This is a genomic window from Streptomyces sp. MP131-18 (assembly GCF_001984575.1).
Lineage (GTDB): Bacteria > Actinomycetota > Actinomycetes > Streptomycetales > Streptomycetaceae > Streptomyces > Streptomyces johnsoniae.
Genome location: NZ_LZNS01000001.1, coordinates 3,329,533 through 3,345,855, shown reverse-complemented (window position 1 = coordinate 3,345,855; position 16,323 = coordinate 3,329,533). Strand labels below are relative to the sequence as shown.

At 71.6% G+C, this 16,323-nt stretch carries 14 protein-coding genes; 6 read left to right on the top strand and 8 right to left on the bottom strand.

Translation table 11 applies throughout. The features are described 5' to 3' along the window. Positions 1-173 precede the first annotated feature (173 nt). Positions 174-674, top strand: coding sequence for a GNAT family N-acetyltransferase (locus STBA_RS14890; RefSeq protein ID WP_077059714.1), 501 nt, complete (start codon positions 174-176; stop codon positions 672-674). Then, positions 671-1,522, top strand: coding sequence for a pentapeptide repeat-containing protein (locus STBA_RS14885; RefSeq protein WP_077059713.1), 852 nt, complete (start codon positions 671-673; stop codon positions 1,520-1,522). The genes STBA_RS14890 and STBA_RS14885 overlap by 4 nt, the downstream gene beginning before the upstream one ends. A 57-nt stretch (positions 1,523-1,579) precedes the next feature. Here STBA_RS14885 and STBA_RS14880 read toward each other — a convergent pair whose 3' ends face one another. From STBA_RS14880 to STBA_RS14860, 5 genes are read right to left on the bottom strand one after another with little or no spacing between them, the layout of a single operon-like run. Next, positions 1,580-2,863, bottom strand: a complete 1,284-nt coding sequence (locus STBA_RS14880) for a hypothetical protein (protein ID WP_077059712.1) — start codon at positions 2,861-2,863, stop codon at positions 1,580-1,582. 18 nt (positions 2,864-2,881) lie between these two features. After that, a complete protein-coding gene (locus STBA_RS14875) occupies positions 2,882-4,294 on the bottom strand; it encodes an ATP-binding protein (protein ID WP_077059711.1) in 1,413 nt (470 codons plus the stop codon). Between the two features lie 43 nt (positions 4,295-4,337). Then, positions 4,338-5,900 (bottom strand): SCO6880 family protein, encoded by a 1,563-nt coding sequence (locus tag STBA_RS14870; protein WP_077059710.1) that lies wholly within the window; start codon positions 5,898-5,900, stop codon positions 4,338-4,340. Next, positions 5,897-7,135 carry a hypothetical protein gene (locus STBA_RS14865; RefSeq protein WP_253195233.1) on the bottom strand — a complete coding sequence of 413 codons (1,239 nt, stop codon included), beginning with the start codon at positions 7,133-7,135 and terminating at the stop codon, positions 5,897-5,899. The genes STBA_RS14870 and STBA_RS14865 overlap by 4 nt, the downstream gene beginning before the upstream one ends. 55 nt (positions 7,136-7,190) lie before the next feature. Beyond that, positions 7,191-8,027 carry a hypothetical protein gene (locus STBA_RS14860; protein ID WP_077059708.1) on the bottom strand — a complete coding sequence of 279 codons (837 nt, stop codon included), beginning with the start codon at positions 8,025-8,027 and terminating at the stop codon, positions 7,191-7,193. Positions 8,028-8,192: 165 nt separating this feature from the next. Between STBA_RS14860 and STBA_RS14855 the strand changes: the two genes are divergently transcribed. Next, positions 8,193-8,630, top strand: coding sequence for a GNAT family N-acetyltransferase (locus tag STBA_RS14855; RefSeq protein WP_077059707.1), 438 nt, complete (start codon positions 8,193-8,195; stop codon positions 8,628-8,630). Positions 8,631-9,227: 597 nt separating this feature from the next. Here STBA_RS14855 and STBA_RS14845 read toward each other — a convergent pair. Both STBA_RS14845 and STBA_RS14840 read right to left on the bottom strand, forming a co-directional pair. Next, on the bottom strand, positions 9,228-10,805 hold the full coding sequence (locus tag STBA_RS14845; RefSeq protein ID WP_077059705.1) for an alpha/beta hydrolase: 1,578 nt from the start codon (positions 10,803-10,805) through the stop codon (positions 9,228-9,230). 125 nt (positions 10,806-10,930) lie between these two features. Continuing rightward, positions 10,931-11,629 (bottom strand): hypothetical protein, encoded by a 699-nt coding sequence (locus STBA_RS14840; protein WP_077059704.1) that lies wholly within the window; start codon positions 11,627-11,629, stop codon positions 10,931-10,933. Between the two features lie 164 nt (positions 11,630-11,793). Here STBA_RS14840 and STBA_RS14835 point away from each other — a divergent pair, with 164 nt between their 5' ends. Beyond that, positions 11,794-12,405 carry a TetR family transcriptional regulator C-terminal domain-containing protein gene (locus STBA_RS14835; protein WP_216355928.1) on the top strand — a complete coding sequence of 204 codons (612 nt, stop codon included), beginning with the start codon at positions 11,794-11,796 and terminating at the stop codon, positions 12,403-12,405. A gap of 753 nt (positions 12,406-13,158) precedes the next feature. After that, the gene (locus tag STBA_RS39490; RefSeq protein ID WP_079251928.1) at positions 13,159-13,569 is read left to right on the top strand and encodes an STAS domain-containing protein; all 411 of its coding nucleotides are present in this window, start codon (positions 13,159-13,161) and stop codon (positions 13,567-13,569) included. Here STBA_RS39490 and STBA_RS14825 read toward each other — a convergent pair. After that, a complete protein-coding gene (locus STBA_RS14825) occupies positions 13,456-14,460 on the bottom strand; it encodes a sigma-70 family RNA polymerase sigma factor (RefSeq protein WP_077059701.1) in 1,005 nt (334 codons plus the stop codon). The genes STBA_RS39490 and STBA_RS14825 overlap by 114 nt on opposite strands. 313 nt (positions 14,461-14,773) lie before the next feature. On the opposite strand from STBA_RS14825, the gene STBA_RS14820 reads away from it, so the two are divergent. After that, positions 14,774-16,309, top strand: a complete 1,536-nt coding sequence (locus STBA_RS14820) for a TerD family protein (RefSeq protein ID WP_077059700.1) — start codon at positions 14,774-14,776, stop codon at positions 16,307-16,309. Positions 16,310-16,323: the final 14 nt, after the last annotated feature.

The window sequence follows — 16,323 nt, the reverse complement described above, 5'->3', positions numbered from 1 at the left end:
AATGGTACTGCATGGGGGACCGTGTGGGAGAGTAGGACACCGCCGGACAATTATTTGAAATACGGGTGAGGCCCGTCGCACTCAGCGCGACGGGCCCTATTCGTATGCCATCTCATCGTCTGCGGATGGTAAAGGACATTGCGGTCGGCGAGGCGGGGTGCGACTATCGGCGCATGGCGTACAGCATCCGGCAGACGCGCCGCGAGGACTGGCAGCGGCTGCGTGAGCTCCGCCTTGCCGCCCTCCAGGACCCTGTCGCACCGGTGGCCTTCTACGAACCGTACGAAGAGGCCGTTCAGTTGACCCAGGGGGAGTGGGAAAGGCGGGCCTCCGGGCGGGAAAGCGTCACGTTCATCGGGGAGTCCGAGACCGGTGTGTGGGGCGGAATGGTCGGCGCATTCATCCGTTCCGGTCGCGTGTACGTCGTCGGGGTCTACATGCTGCCCGATCACCGCGGCACGGGACTCGCCCGCGAGCTGATGCGCGCCGCGATCGACTGGGCCGACGGCCACGAAGTCCGGCTGCGCGTCCACGAGAACAATCCGCGAGCCGCCAAGTTCTACGCCTCGCTGGGATTCGAGCCGACCGGCGACACCGACAGCGACCCGCGCGATCCCTCGCTCCAGGCGTACGAGCTGTCCCTGAAGACCGGACAGGGAGTCCAGGAGCAATGACCGCCCCGCAACGGCCGCCCGACCTGCGCGCGGACTGCTCCAACTGCTTCGGGCTGTGCTGCGTCGCGCTGCCCTTCGCCGCGTCCGCCGACTTCCCCGTCGACAAGGACGCCGGCCGTCCGTGCGGCAACCTCCGGGAGGACTTCCGCTGCGGCGTCCACACCGAGTTGCGCGACCGCGGCTGGGTCGGGTGCACCGTCTTCGACTGCTTCGGGGCGGGCCAGCAAGTCTCCGCGGTCACGTTCGGCGGGCGGGACTGGCGGCGGACGCCGGAGACCGCCGGGCGGATGTTCCAGGTGTTCCCCGTGATGCGCGCCCTCCATGAGCTGTTGTGGTACGCCACCGAAGCCCTGGCGCTTCCCGCGGCCGCGCCCGTGCACCCGCAGTTGCGCCGCGCGGCGCGCGACCTCCGGCAGCGCGCCGACGGCGACCCAGAGTCGCTCCTGGCGCTCGACATCGCCGCGCTCCGCGCCGACGTCAACGCGCTGCTGCTGCGCGCCGGCGAGCTGGCGCGCGCGGGCGTGCCGGGACGGAAGAAGAACCACCGCGGCGCCGACCTCATCGGCGCCCGGCTCCGCGGCGCCGACCTGCGCGGCGCGAGCCTGCGGGGCGCCCGGCTCATCGCGGCCGACCTGACGCGGGCCGACCTCAGAACGGCGGACGTCATCGGCGCCGACTTCAGGGACGCCGACCTGAGCGGCGCCGACCTCACCGGCAGCATCTTCCTGACGCAGGCCCAGCTCGACGCGGCCAGGGGCGACGCCACCACACGCCTGCCCGCGGCCCTGGCACACCCCGCGCACTGGACACCGCCCACGCACGGCGCCGACCGGCGGCCCGGCGGGTAGGCCGCATCGAAGCCGTCCGTGCGCACAGCAGCGGTGAACGGGGCATCGGGATGTGCGTCAGCGGGCGTGTACGTCCACGACCTCAAGGCCCGGCTGGTCGGCCGTCATCGCCGCGACCAGCGCCCCGCGCAGACCGGCCGTCTCCTTGTGGTCGCCCACCACGTACAGCGTTCCGCCCTCGCCCGACACGTTGTCCAGGGCCAGGGCGTCGACGCGACCGGGGCTGCACGCCTGCCTGATGTGCAGCTGGTCGAGGCCGCTGAGCGCCCGGCCGATCAGGCCGAGGGCCGCGTCCCGGCGCCCCGGGTGCCCGGTGAGGGTGCTCTCCAGCTCCATGGCCGCGCCGCCCGCGGCGCGTGCGTGCGTGCGCAGGATCTTGCCCGGCTCGCCTCCCGACCTGCCGTGCGCCCACCGGTGGATCTGCGTGACCGGCTCTCCGGCGAGTGCGGCGGCGTGCAGGTAGCAGCGCAGCAGGGTTTCCGCGGTCTCGGCGTCCAGCTGGAAGATCGGCTCGGTGGGGCGGACGGGCGCCAGCAGGGCGTTCGCGCGGGCCCTGGCCACCGCCATGTCCTCGCAGCCGCGGTGCGGCGCCCAGCGCAGCCGCACGGGGGCGTCCGTCACGTGGCCGGGATCGTAGACGTGTACCGGGCCGTGCCGGCCGCGCTGGCGCGCCGTCTTCGTCCACAGGCGGCCGTCCGGGTCCAGGACGACGAGACCCGGCGGGGCGGCCTGGACCGCCGCGACCGGGTCGCGGGTCTCCGGGGGCGGGCCGGGCGGCGCGGGCTCGGCCGCCCGCTCCACCGGCACCTCCGCGGCCGGTGCCTCCCGCGCGGGAAGGCCCTGAGTTGGTACGTAGGTGTCCGGAACGTAGGTGTCCGGAACGTAGGTGTCCGGAACGTTCCACGGGCCGACGGGCTCCGGCGGCGCCTCGGCTGCCGGGCTGACCGGCTCGGCCGGGTGCCGCCCCGCCCGCCACCGCGCGACGCGGATCGACACCCACAGCACGGCGGTGAACAGCAGCACCACCTGCGCCAGGAACACCAGCCACAGCATCGCCGCACCGGGCAGCTCCGCCGGGTCCGCTTCGGGCCAGGCGGCGGCCACGTCGCCCGGTGCGGTCAGGAACGAGCGCATCGCGTGCGCCGTCTCCAGGAAGGTGACGCCCGGCGGCCACGCACCGTGCCGCAGCCAGCCGGCCAGGCCGGTCGCCGTCCACGTCAGTGCCGTGATGCCGACCAGGAACGCCAGCGTCCCGACCAGGAGGGCATCCGGCACCCCGCCGCCGCGGCGGGCCGGCGACGGTCCGGCCGGTGCGCGCCGTGCGCGCTCGTCATACGCCATCAGCTGTCCCGCCCCGTCCTAGCCGACGCCCTGCCGCTTCTCGAAGGACATCACCCGCGCCTCCGTCTCCGCCTCGAACGGGTCCTCGGCGGTGGGCAGCTGCTCCTCCGCCAGAACCATCGAGGAGGACTCCGTCATGGCGCGGTCGGTGAAGACCAGAGGCCGCTCCGTCTCGGTCACCAGGTGCTTGACGACCTGCACGTTCCCGTTGACGTCCCACACCGCCATGCCCGGGGTCAGCGTCGGAATGATCTCCACCGCCCACCGGGGCAGGCCGAGGACCTGACCGGTGGATCTCGCCTCATCGGACTTCTGGGCGTAGATCGTGCGCGTGGAGGCCATCTTGAGGATCGCCGCCGCCTCCCGGGCCGCCGCGCCGTCCACGACGTCGGACAGGTGGTGGACCACCGCGACGAAGGACAGGCCGAGCCGGCGGCCGAACTTCAGCAGCCGCTGGAACAGCTGTGCCACCGAAGGCGAGTTGATGATGTGCCAGGCCTCCTCGACCAGGAAGATCCGCTTCTTCCGGTCGGGCCTGATCCAGGTGTGCTCCAGCCACACGCCGACGATCGCCATGAGAATCGGCATCGCGATCGAATTGCGGTCGATGTGCGAGAGGTCGAAGACGATCAGCGGGGCGTCGAGGTCGATGCCGACCGTCGTCGGGCCGTCGAACATGCCGCGCAGGTCGCCGTCGACGAGGCGGTCGAGGACCAGCGCGACGTCAAGTCCCCAGGCGCGCACGTCCTCAAGCGCCACGTTCATCGCGTCGGCCGCCTCGGGCAGCGGGTGGCGCAGCCGTTCGACGATATCGGTGAGGATCGGCTGCCGGTCGGTGGTCGTCTGGTTGACGTAGGCGTGGGCGACCTTCAGCGCGAAACCGGACCGCTCGTCCAGCAGCCGGCCGAGCGCGACCTCGATGATGGTGCGCAGCAGGGCGAGCTGGCCCGTCGTCGTGATCGCCGGATCGAGCGGATTGAGGCGGACGTTGCAGTCGAGGGTCGCCATCGGGTCGAGCCGGATCGGGGTGATGCCCAGCTCTTGCGCGATCAGATTCCACTCGCCGACGCCGTCCTCGCCCTGCGCGTCGAGCACGACGATCTGCCGGTCGCGGAACCGGAGCTGACGCAGCACGTACGTCTTCTCCAGCGCGGACTTGCCGTTCCCCGACTCGCCGAGCACCAGCCAGTGCGGGGCGGGCAGTTGCTGGCCGTACAGCTGGAACGGGTCGTAGATGTAGCCCTTGCCCGAGTAGACCTCGCGGCCGATGATCACGCCCGAGTCGCCCAGGCCGGGCGCGGCGGTGGGCAGGTAGACGGCCTGGGCCTGCCCGGTGGAGGTGCGCACGGGCAGCCGGGTGGTCTCGGTCCTGCCGAACAGCAGGCTGGTGAACGCCTCGGTGATGGCGCTCAGCGGATCGCGGGGCGGCATGGCGGCACCTCCTTCCCCGGGGGGCTCGTGCGCGCGTGGGTCCTCATCGCCTGATGCCCGTGGCGAACGGAAGCGTGTTGACGAACGCGCGGTGGTGCTCGCGGTCGCACCACTCGAGCTTCAAATATGACTTACCCGCGGACGCACGGATAGTGCGCTTGTCCCGGGCAAGTGCTTCCGGGTGCGGCGAGGAGACGGTGATGTAGCCCACCAGGTTGACCCCGGCGGCGCCGGAGGCCAGGTCGTCGCCGCGCTGGTCGACACGGCCGTGCGCGGCCACGTCGCGCGGGTCGACCGTCCGGTTCATCTTGGCGGCGCGCGAAGCCTCGGCCTCGTCGTTGGTCTTCTCGGTCAGCATGCGCTCGATGGCGATTTCCGTCGGCTCCAGGTCCATGCAGACGGCGACCGTGCGGATCACGTCCGGGGTGTGCACGAGGAGAGGCGCCAGGAAGTTGACCCCGATGGGCGTCATCGGCCACTCCTTGACCCAGGCCGTGGCGTGGCACCAGGGCTCACGGGTGTCCGACTCGCGGGTCTTGGCCTGAAGGTACGTCGCTTCCCTGGCGTCCAGCTCGGCCGGCCAGGCGTTGCGCTTCGACATGGCCTGGATGTGGTCGATGGGGTGGTCCGGGTCGTACATCGAGTGGATGAGGGAGGCGAGCCGCGCCTCGCCGAGCGGCTGCCGCACCCGGATGTCGGCCTCCGTGAGGCGCGCACAGATGTCGGTCAGCTCGCGCGCCATGACGATGGCCAGCGCCTCGTCGCGGGACATGCGGCGGCTGCGGCTCTCGCGCCTGCCGGTCCTGGCGGCGCGGGCAATGGTCTGGGCCTCGTTGCTCAGCTCGCGCGAGTGGTGCATGCAGGCCACGAGGTAGGCGCGGTGCTGCTCGCTCGACGTCGACACCATGGACGCCAGCTGCTCGTACGAATTCTGAATCCAGGGCGGGGAGCCGTCGTCGCCGCGCTCGCGGACGTCATTGGCGTGCGCGTCGGGGTCGGCGGGCAGCGTGCGCGCCAGCATCTGAAGGCGCGTGACGTGGCCGTCCCCGTTCGCCACGTGCTTCAGCAGCGTGCCGAACCGCTCGACCAGCGCCTCCTGGTCCTCACTGTCGCGCAGCCCGACGCCCGGGCCCTCGATCTCGATGGCGGCTGTGATCGTCTTGCGGTCGGTGTGGAGCAGGACGGCCAGCTCGTCCGGGCCGAAGGCCGCGGCAAGCCACCGCACCCGGCCGACGCCGTGCGGCGCCCCTACCTCGGCCTCGCGGCCGTCGAGCGTGATGCCGGCCTCGGGAGCACCGGACCGGTACGTGGCGCCGTGCCGCTGGGTGCGGCGGAAGCTGCGGGTGATCTCGAACCACCTATAGAACGTGCGGCCCCGGTACGGCATGTACACCGCGGCGAGAGCGAGCAACGGGAAGCCCGCAAGACCGACGATGCGCAGGGTCAGGTTGGGGATGACGAGACCGCTGACCATGCCCAGGAACGCGCCCACGACAATGAGCGCGATCTCGCCCGTCTCGCGGTTTCTGCCGACGATGGCCTGCGGCCGGCCCCGGCCGATGAGGTAGGTCCGGCGGCGGGTGAGAGTGTGGGGTGGCGTGGTCACCGGCTGCCTCCTCGATTGCCCTGATTACCGGTGCGGCTGCTGCCGCCCGAGCTGGACGCCGAAGACGAGGACGAACCCGACTGGCCGGCACGCGAGCCGTGCGCCGCGACGCCGCCCGCCAGCGGGTTGGCCGGGCGGGCCGCGCCCTGCCCGCCCCCGCCCGCGGCGCCGCCGGCGCCCCCGTCCCGGCCGCCGTGGGTGCTCATGCCCTGGCGCAGCATCGAAGCCGGGGTGGACACGGCGGCCTTGGCGGCGCGGCTGGAGGTGTCCTGGCGCATCGCGCGGTGGTTGACGATCTCGTCGCCGAAGCCGGGAACGAAGCGGTAGATCATGGCCGAGGCGAAGATGGCCAGCAGGATGATCGAGAGACCGGAGATGATCGAGGAGACCGCGGTGGGACCGCCGTCGTCGCTGGTGGTCAGTGCCCCGGCGAGACCGAGGACGATGACGATGACCGGCTTGATGAGGATGACCGCGATCATGATGCCCGCCCAGTTGCGGACGTGCCCCCACAGATTCTTGTCGACCAGCCCCGCGTAGACGGCCGTGCCCAGGAGCGCGCCGACGTACAGCATCGCGGCGCGGATCACCAGCTCGAGCGCGAGCACGCCGGCGGCCAGGATGGAGATGAGGGACACCAGGATCAGCACGATCGGACCGCCGCCGATGTCGTCGCCGGCTTCCAGCGCGGCGGCGAAGCCGCCGAAGAACGCCTCGGAGTTGTCCCCTGTGCCCGCGACGATGGCATCGGTGACGCCGTCGGTAGCGGATACCACGACGTAGAGGACGAGGGGCGTGAACGCGGAGGCCATGACGGTCAGCCACAGGAAGCCGACGGCCTCGGTCAGCGCGGTGGTCAGCGGCACGCCGCGGATGGCGCGCTTGACGATGGCGAGCAGCCAGAGGATGAGCGTCAGCACCGTGGAGGCGGCGAAGACGACGGCGTACTGGCGGAGGAAGGAGGTGTTGGTGAAGTCGACGGCGGTCGTCGAATCGACCAGCTCGGACAGCTCGTTGACGACCCAGGCGGCGGCATCGGCACAGCCCCGGGCGAGCGACCACAGCGGATCGAGCGAGACATCGAGCGCATCCAGGTCACCCTGCCCGCCACCACCCCCGGACTCCTCATCCCCCTCGCAGTAGTCCCGCGCGGCACCTCGAATGAGGTCGCACTCGTCCTCGTTCTCGTCCGCGCGCGCGCCGGGTGCAAAGACGAGTCCGGTGGCGGCGAGCATGCCGACGAGGGAGCCGGCGAAGCCGAAGCCCCGCCAGGGCAGGCGGGATCGGGGGTCAGCGCGCATACGTAAACCCTCCGAACTGCTCGATCGCATCGGCCATCTCCTCTGCCGTTGACGCGCGTTGGTCACGTCCGACCGGTACGGGGCCGTCTTCCTGGGTGAAGTCGGTGATCCGCCAGTCGTCTTCGACCCAGACGAGGTCGTACGTGTTCGTGTACCAGCTTTCGGTCACCGGGTTTCTCGAATCGGCACCGGCCAGTCCGAACAGCGACGAGTACCAGACCGAGACGCTGGCGGTGTCGCCGCTGAACCCGGTGATCGAGGTCCCGACAGGGATGGTGCGCGAGACGAAGGTCAGGCCGTCGGGTGCGGCACCGGCCTCCGTGAGGCCGATGCGGGAGAGGAAGTCGGGGTCGGAGTAGGCAGCGTTGTACTCGTCGACGCGATCACCCGCGGCGTCGGGCGCGTACACCGTGTCCACGATGGTCTGCCGCTGCTGCGCGTTGAACATTTCCACGCCGCCGAGGGCCACCGCGTAGTTGGCGGCTGCGCTCTGGGCGCCCTGCTCGGTCTGGGCGTGGCCGGTCGGGATGCCGTTGAAGGCGTCGTCCACTGGCTGTTCGCCGGTGGGGGCCGTGGCCTGGGCACCGCCGTCGGGGGCGGAATCGCCGGTGCTGCCGCCGGAGCCGCCGTCCCCGTCCGTCGACCGGTTGGCGAAGGCGATGGCCGCGAGGAGGACGACCACCACGCCGAGGATCGTGGCCACATTGCGGCGCGGGGAGCTCGGCGGGCGGCGGGAGGCGGATTCCTCCTGCTCGGGGAGCCGGGTGCGGGTCCGCGCGGGGATGCGGCGGGCGCTCGTGTCCTCGTAGTCGTCGCCGTAACTCATGTTCGCGCCCCCTCAACCGCAGCGAGTCTATTACCTCCTCACACGACGTTAGCGCCCTCCACTGACGTTCCGCTCGTCCGCGGCCCAGTTGATCTCCGCGGCCCCGCCGCGCCCGTCGGGCGGGTGTGGTGCTGGTGGGGCGGGGGTGTGTGCTGGGATGCCGGAATGGATGACGCAGATGTGAACGTGGTGGTGCGGGCGGCGACGGCCGGGGACGCGGGGGCGGTGCTCGCGTTCTGGCGGGAGGCAGCGGAGGGGGTGAGCGTCACCGACGACCTCGACGGGGTGGGGCGGTTGATCGCCCGAGATCCGCAGGCGCTGCTCCTGGCGGAGCGCCAGGGCGAGTTGGTGGGCACGGTCATCGCCGGGTTCGACGGGTGGCGGTGCCACCTCTACCGGCTGGCGGTGCTGCCGGCGTGGCGGCGGCAGGGCGTGGCGGCGGCGCTGCTGGCCGCGGCCGAACGGCGGTTCGTGCAACTCGGCGGGCGGCGGGCCGATGCCATGGTGCTGACCGGGAACGCGCTCGCGCACCGGGCCTGGCGGGCCGGTGGGTACCGGCCGCAGGAGGAGTGGCAGCGGTGGATCAAGCCGCTGCCGCGTTAGCTACCGCGTTAAGTGGTGGTTTCATGACTGTTGGTGTGCTCGGATGAGGAATCGCAGTGCGGTGCGTCCACGCCACGGTGCGGTGCGCTCGACGACCCGGTGATGCTTGCCGAGGCGTTTCGGGTTCTCGATGCCGCGTCGGCGTGCAGCGTGACCGGCCGGGGTCCTGATCGCCGGGGCGGCACCCAGGAAGGGCTCGAACAGCTCGGAGCCGTGGGAGCTGCCGGCCGAGAGGACCACCTCCAACGGGATGCCCGCGGAGTCGGCCAGGAAGCGGTACTCCGACCCGGTCTTCCCGCGGTCCGGTCCAGCTGGGCTGCGGCAGGTGCGCCCCCCCTTGGCCCGCACCGCCACCGCGTCGATGCAACCGGGGACGGTCTGGTGGAGCCGGTCCCACACACCAACGTTCTCTGCCAGTGGCGCAGGCGCCCCCAACACCTGGCGCCGGGCGGTCTGATGCCCAAGCACGCCCGCCGTGCCCCCTGGCCACCGGCGGTGGCCGTGGCGGTGGCGGGATCAAGGGCTCCAGCAAAGACCACAGTTCATACCGCGAGTCACCGGTACCGGGTCGGGGCAGCTACGCGGGAGTCAAGCGTGTCACAGGCTGCAACGGGCGTCGGTGGGCGGGGATTCGAGGTCGAGGAGATACGCGTCGACCACGTCATCGACGCACTTGCTGCCGCCGAGGAGGTAGGCGCCGTGCTGCTTGCCGTCGACGGTGAGCAGGCTTCCGTCGAGAGCTTGCGCCATCGCGATGCCGCCCTCGTGCGGCGTGGCCGGATCGCCGGTGACCGACACGACGAGCGTCTCCGGAAGGTCTTCGACATCGGCGAGCCAGGGCTCGTCGCGTGTCGGCGGCGCGGGCCACGCCTCGCATTCGCTGTGGTAGTTCCCCGCCGTGAACACGTCGAGGTCGAACATTGGCGCGACCTCCCCGATCTCGCGTGCGAGCGCAGTCTGTTCCTCCGGCGACAGACGGGGCGAGTCCATGCAGCGCACAGCGATGTTCGTGTCGAAGTCCTGGCCGTAGGCGCCGTCCGCCGTGCGGGCGTAGAAGAGGTCGCGCAGGGCGAGTATCTCCTCGGTGTTCCCTGCTTCGAGCGCGGTCAGGGCGGAGATGATTTCGGGCCATTTCGCTTCGGAGTACAGTCCACCGCTGATGCCGAGGTACACGTCCCAGACGCTCACGTCCCGGCCGTCGGCGGTCGCCGCTGGTGTCTCGACCAGCGGCTGGACGATCTCGTGCAGGCGATCGTTCGCGGCCGCGGGGTCGGGGCCGAGAACGCAGTCGGGCGATTCCGCGCAGAGTGCGGCGAGGTCGTCGAACCGTGCCTGGAGGCCGGCGAACGAGGAGAGGCGGAACCCGCTCGCAGTCAGGTCGGGCGAGACGGCCCCGTCGAGCACGATCGCGCGGACCTTCTCGGGGTAGGTCGCGGCGTACATGGCGCCGAGCTCGGAGCCGTAGCTGTAGCCGAGATAGGTCAGCTGGTCGTCACCGAGCACCTGCCGTATGACGTCCATATCGCGCACGACGTTCGTGGACCCGGCGTTCGCGAGGTTCGCGATGCCGCCGGAGCCGTCCGTGCAGCGCTCCGCGAGCTCGACCGCCTCCTCGGCGCTCGTGATGTCGTACACCGCGCCGAACCGCGGCACGTCGCCCGCGTCGTACTCCTCGTCGGTGTAGCAGTCGAGAGCGGGGGTCGACGCCCCGACCCCGCGCGGGTCGAAGCCGACGATGTCGAATCGCTCGGCGACGGGCCTCGCCTGCAACAGCGGCAGGAAGGACGCGACGAAGTTGGTGCCGGTTCCTCCGGGTCCGCCCGGGTTGACCAGCAGTGAGCCCTCGGCCTCGCCCGTGGCGGGGAGGCGCATGAGCGCGATGTGTGCCCGCTCGCCCTCCGGCTCGTCGTAGTCGAGCGGAACCTCGACCGAGGCGCACTCGAGCGCCGGGTTCGCGAACAGCTCGGCGTCCGCCGCACTCGTCGCGGTGTCCTCGCACCCGACCCAGTCGAGCTCTTGTCCGAGGTAGGCGCCGAGGTCCGCATCCGCGCCGGAATCCGGTGCAGGAGAAGCGGGCGCGCATCCGGCGAGCGGGAGGAGTACAGCCGTGGCGGCCGCGGCGAGCCCGGTTTCCAGGGGGCGGGATCGTTTGGGGAGCCGAGGATGTGATCGCATGCGTTTCTCCTATGCCGAGCCGCGGACGGGTACGAGGGTGCGGCGGCGGTTGACGGGTCGTTCTTGGGTCAGGGGCGCTGAGTTGCCCGGCAGGGCAGCAACGTGACCGGCCGGTGCGGGGGGTGTCAGCTCTCGATACCGTCGGTCTCCGCGTCCAGGAGCCGGTGATGGCGGAAGGTAAGTGCTCGTTCGGTGCCCGCGAGGCCGGCGGTGATGGTGAGAGCCGTGTTCGCCCATGCCGGCAGGTCGATGGGCGAGACGAACGGGGTGAAGCGATCGGCCCAGAGCGGCAGGTGGGTAACCGGGTCGAGCAACTGCGGGGCGAGGAGGATCAGATTGATCGTCAGCACGATGACGGCGCAGGCAGCGAGGGCGCGCCCGACCCCGGGGTGCCGGCGGGAGAGTTGGGCGCGCCAGTGCTCGGGCGTCCCTGGCGCGGGATCGAGACGTCGCCGGCTGTCGTCCGCGCTGATCAGGTGAATCCGCTGCATGCCGTACCTGCTCGCGGCGACCTCGATGCAGTCCGATCCGAGTGGGAACCGGACCGGCATGTCGGAGGTCTGCACGTGCCGGTCGTTCCGGTAGAGCGAGGCCCGGCCCGACAGGTGATCGACATCGACCGTCGCCGTCGACGCATCGGGAAGGTCGATCGCGAATCGTGTGCGCTGCAACGAGAGGGAGGGGCGGAACGGTGGCAACGGCGAGCCCGGCTCCGGAGCAGGCGTCGACCACGCTTCCGCATCGCCGTCGAGGCTTTCGAGCCCGTCGAAACCGTGAAAATCGTTCCGCGCCGCACCGGTCCAGGGGGCGTGCCGGTCGTTCATGTCTCGCCCCGTCCGGGGCCGTAACGGGACGGAGCACCGCCACGAAGCCTGTCTAGCACGCTCATGCTAGATAAAGTAGCACACGCATGCCAAACAATGAGTAGGATGATGTCATGCCCAAGAGAGCCGACCCGGATGTCCGCCGGGAGCAGGTCGCCGACGCCGTGATCGACGAGATCGCCGCGCATGGAATCCGCTCGGTGACCCTCGCCCGGATCTCCGCACGCACCGGCCTGGCCATCGGAAGCATCCGGCACTACTTCGGCGACACCATCCGCGAGGTCATGCGCTTCACGTTGGGCGTCCTCATGCAGCGCGCCGCGCAACGCGACGCGACGATGTCCGACGACCCGGTGGCACGGATCGCGGATGTGATCGCATTCGCCGCGCCGACCAGCGAGCAGGAGCGCCGGGAGAACATCGCTCTCGTCGAATACCGGGTCATGGCGCGCACGGACCCGGAGCTCGCGGCCGACATCGCTGCGACGTCCCTGGCGGGCGCGGAGGTGGTCCGCTCGTTGCTGCGCGATGCGCTGGCCGACCGCGTGATCGACGAGGAGGCGCTGCACCGCGAGGCGCTCCTGCTGTTCGCCCTGATCGAGGGCTTCTCGTTCAGTTCGGCGCTGTTCTCCGCCCCATTGCGCGAGACGGACGTCCGTGCCGTGGTGACGGCGACCATGCAACGTCTGCGCGACGCCTGTCCGCCTGCCGAAAAAGCCGTCGGGGGAAGGGCTGGAGCTCCGGAGGCCGCCGAGGAGTCACGGAGCCGCGGCTAGCACGTCATTGACACAACGCTCATGTCCGAGCGCGGCCTGCGTGAGGTTCGCCCGGAGGGACGGGAGTACCTCCGGGCGCAGGAGCAGGTACCGCGGACGGCAGTTCCTGGCCCGCGGCCCGGCGCCCGCCCATGGCCGCATTCGACGCCATGGTTCGGAACGGCTGCTGGAGAGCGACCGCGACCGACCAGAAGTGGGTTCCGGACTGCGTCTGGCTCCCGAGGTGGCTTGTCACCGGAGGGTCATGTCGAAGCGGGTGTCTTCCCTGCCGCAGCGACTGGTCACTGACGAACTGCGCTCTTTGCTGGAGCCCTTGATCCCGCCACCGCCACCGCCACCGCCACCGCCGGTGGCCAGGGGGTCCGGTGAGTGTGCGCGGGCATCAGACCGCCCGGCGCTGGCGGGACTTGCGGTCCGAGATGGGCTCGGGGTGCGGCGCCAGGTGCTGGGGGCGCCTGCGCCACTGGCAGAGAACGTTGGTGTGTGGGACCGGCTCCACCAGACCGTCCCCGGTTGCATCGACGCGGTGGCGGTGCGGACCAAGGGGGGCGCACTTGTTGGCCCCAGCCCAGCTGGACCCACGGCTCCGAGCTGTTCGAGCCCTTCCTGGGTGCCGCCCCGGCGATCAGGACCCCGGCCGGTCACGCTGCACGCCGACGCGGCATCGAGAACCCGAAACGCCTCGGCAAGCATCACCGGGTCGTCGAGCGCACCGCACCGTGGCGTGGACGCACCGCACTGCGATTCCTCTAAGTGCAGGGCCGGTCCGATGAGTTCCCCCGGGTGGGGCGGTCTTCTTTCCGAGTGGGGAAGGAGACGCCGGTGCGTACTGAGGTGTTCGTCGTGTGGGGGCCCGTCGTGCGTGCTGATGTGCCGGGGGTCTGCGAGCGGCTGGCGGCATTCGTGCGCGACAGCGGGGCCCGGGAGGTGATCGTGGACGTCGGGGCCGTCCGCGGGGCCGATCCCGTCGCGCTCGAAGTCGTCGCGCGGGTGCGGCTCACCGCATCGCGCCTCGGCTGCCGGGTGCGGCTGGTGAACGTGGGCGGCGGGCTACAGGCCCTCCTCCGCTGGCTGGGACTCGGGGAGGCGGTCGGGCAGGCCGAAGAGGGGGAAGAGGCGCGCCGTGTCGAGGAAGGAGTTGATCCCGGTGATCCGGCCGTCTGAGAACTCGATGATCTGGAGCGCCCAGGGCTCGTGGCCGCCGCCGGGCGCCGGGCGGTACTGGCCGAAGGCGGGGCTGCCGTTGGCCCAGGTGGCTATGAGGCGCGAGCCGCGGCAATCCTTGCCCTCGCCGAGCATCCAGTCCCTGATGTCGGAGGCGCCGCGCATCCACAGCACGTAGGGCGGCATGGACAGGGTGGCGTCCTCGGCGAGCAGCGAGGTCAGCGCCTCCATGTCGTAACTCTCGAACGCCGCCAGGTAGCGGGACAGCAGCGTCTTGTGCTCGTCGGACAGGGGCGCGGTGGGATCGGACTCGGTGACGCCGGTGGCGGCCAGGGTGGCGCGGGCGCGCTGGAGCGCACTGTTCACCGAGGCGACGGTGGTACCGAGCAGCTCGGCGACCTCGCTGGCCCGCCAGCTCAGCACCTCCCGCAGGATCAGCACCGCGCGCTGCTTGGGCGCCAGGTGCTGGAGCGCGGCGACGAACGCGAGCCGTACGGACTCGCGGGCCTCGGCCCGCTCCGCCGGGTCCTGCGGCATGGTGCGGCTGTCGGGCATGGGCTCGACCCACGCGGACTCGGCGAGCGGCGGGCCGAGCACCGCCTCGGAGGTCCTGGAGGAGGCCGTCAGGTCCATCGGTCTTGCCCGCTTGCCGCTGCCGCTCAGCATGGTCAGACACACGTTGGTCGCGATGCGGTACAGCCAGGAGCGGATCGAGGAGCGGCCCTCGAAACGGTCCAGGCTGCGCCAGGCGCGCACCATCGTCTCCTGCACCGCGTCCTCGGCCTCGAATGCGGAGCCGAGCATCCGGTAGCAGTAGCCGGTCAGCTCCTTCCGGTACTGCTCAAGCTCGTCGGTCCGCGCGCGGTCCTGCGTGGCGGTTTCGCTGCTCATCGAGGGCTCCCCTGGCCGGTCACGATCGGGTCTGTCCTGGTGTCCGGTCACCCTAGCCAGCCCCACTGACAACGGTCCCTCAACGCGCTGCGCGCCGCCGTTCCGCGTCAGCCGCGCAGCTGCCCGGCCAGGGTCTCGGCCAGGCCCTCGGCCGGACCCCGGCCTCGTCCCTGCCGAACGAGCCGCCGCACGTCGAGTCCGCCGGCCGCGGCCAGTGCCCCCGGGACGGTGGCGTGCCCGCCCGCGCCCTTCCCTGTCTTTCCGCGCCGCTTAAAGTATCGGTACCGCGGTGAGTGCGCAGGGGGTGCGAGTGATGCAGGACCGGATTCTCGACGGCCGGTACCGGTTGGGGCGGCAGTTGGGGGCGGGCGGCAGCGGCACCGTGTGGGAGGCGCTGGATCTGCGCCTCGAACGGCAGGTTGCCGTCAAGCTGGTGAGCACCATCACCGTCGGGCGCGACCCGCGGGCCAGGGAGCGGTTCGAGCGCGAGGCGAAGCTGCTGGCGGGCCTGTCGAGTCCGTTCATCGTCACCGTGCACGACGTGGGGGAGGCCCGGTTCGACGGGGAGTCGGACTCGGTGCTGTACCTGGTGATGGAGCGGCTGCACGGGCGTTCGCTTGACCAGATGCTCGCGGAGGACCGGGCGCTGCCGCCGCTGGCCGAGGTGGCGCGCTGGGGGGAGCACGTCTGCCGGGCGCTGGCCGTCGCGCACGGCTCGGGCGTGGTGCACCGGGACCTCAAGCCCGCGAACGTGATGGTCGGCCCGGACGGGCTGGCGCGGGTGCTGGACTTCGGGATCGCCGCGGTGCTCGCGGAGTCCACCGACCATGCGCGGCTGACGTCGACCGGCGTGGTGGTGGGCACGCCCGCCTACATGTCGCCCGAGCAGATCGAGGGCACGGCCGTCGGCCTGGCCAGCGACCTGTACTCGGCCGGGTGCGTGCTGTACGCGCTGGCCACCGGCCGGCCGCCGTTCCACGGCGGCTCGCTGTACCAGCTGCTGCGGCAGCAGATGGAGAGCGCGCCCGAGGTGCCGAGCGTGCTGCGGCCCGGGCTGCCGCCGGGGTGGGACGAACTGATCCTGGCGATGCTGGCGAAGCGGCCGGGGGACCGGCCGGGCAGCGCCGCCGAGGTCGCCGACCGGCTGCGGCTGCTCGCGGCCCCCGTGGCGGGCGTGGCGGGCGTGGCGGCGGCGCCTGCCGTGGCGGCGCTGACGTACCAGCCGACGCGGGTGGAGTCGCGGCTCGACCCGCGGGTGGTGCTGCTGGCGAGCTGCCCGCGGCCGGGCGGCGGGGCGCTGCCGGTGGCGACGGGGCAGCGGATGCGGCTGACGGACGTGCTGCCGGGGGCGTCGGCGTTCGAGGTGGGCCTGGACTGGCGGGCCCCCGAAGGCACGGAGGCGGACGCGAGCGCTCTGGTGGTGGGGGCGGACGGGCGGGTGCCGACGGACGAGCACTTCGTGTTCTACAACAATCCGGAGCCGGCCGGCGTGGGGGTGCGGCTGACGGACGACGGTCCGGAGGCACGGTTCCGGGTGGAACTGCCGTCGCTGGGCGCGGCGGCGGAGCGCATCGTGTTCGTGCTGTCGGTCCACGACGCGGAGGTGCGCGGCCAGGATCTGTCGGAGGTGAGTCTGCTGCACGTGCGGCTGATCGATCCCGGCAGCGGTGAGGAGCTTTTGTGTTTCGGGTTCCCCGCGGGCCCGGCCGGGGCGGTGGGGGTGACGTTCGGCGAGCTGGTGCGGGAGGACGACGGCTGGTGGTTCTCCGCGGTCAGCGAGGCATACGCGGGGGGTCTGGCGGAGATCGTGGAGGCGCACGGGGTGGCCGTGGAGGCGGACGCGACGTGAGGCGCGCGGGGGCG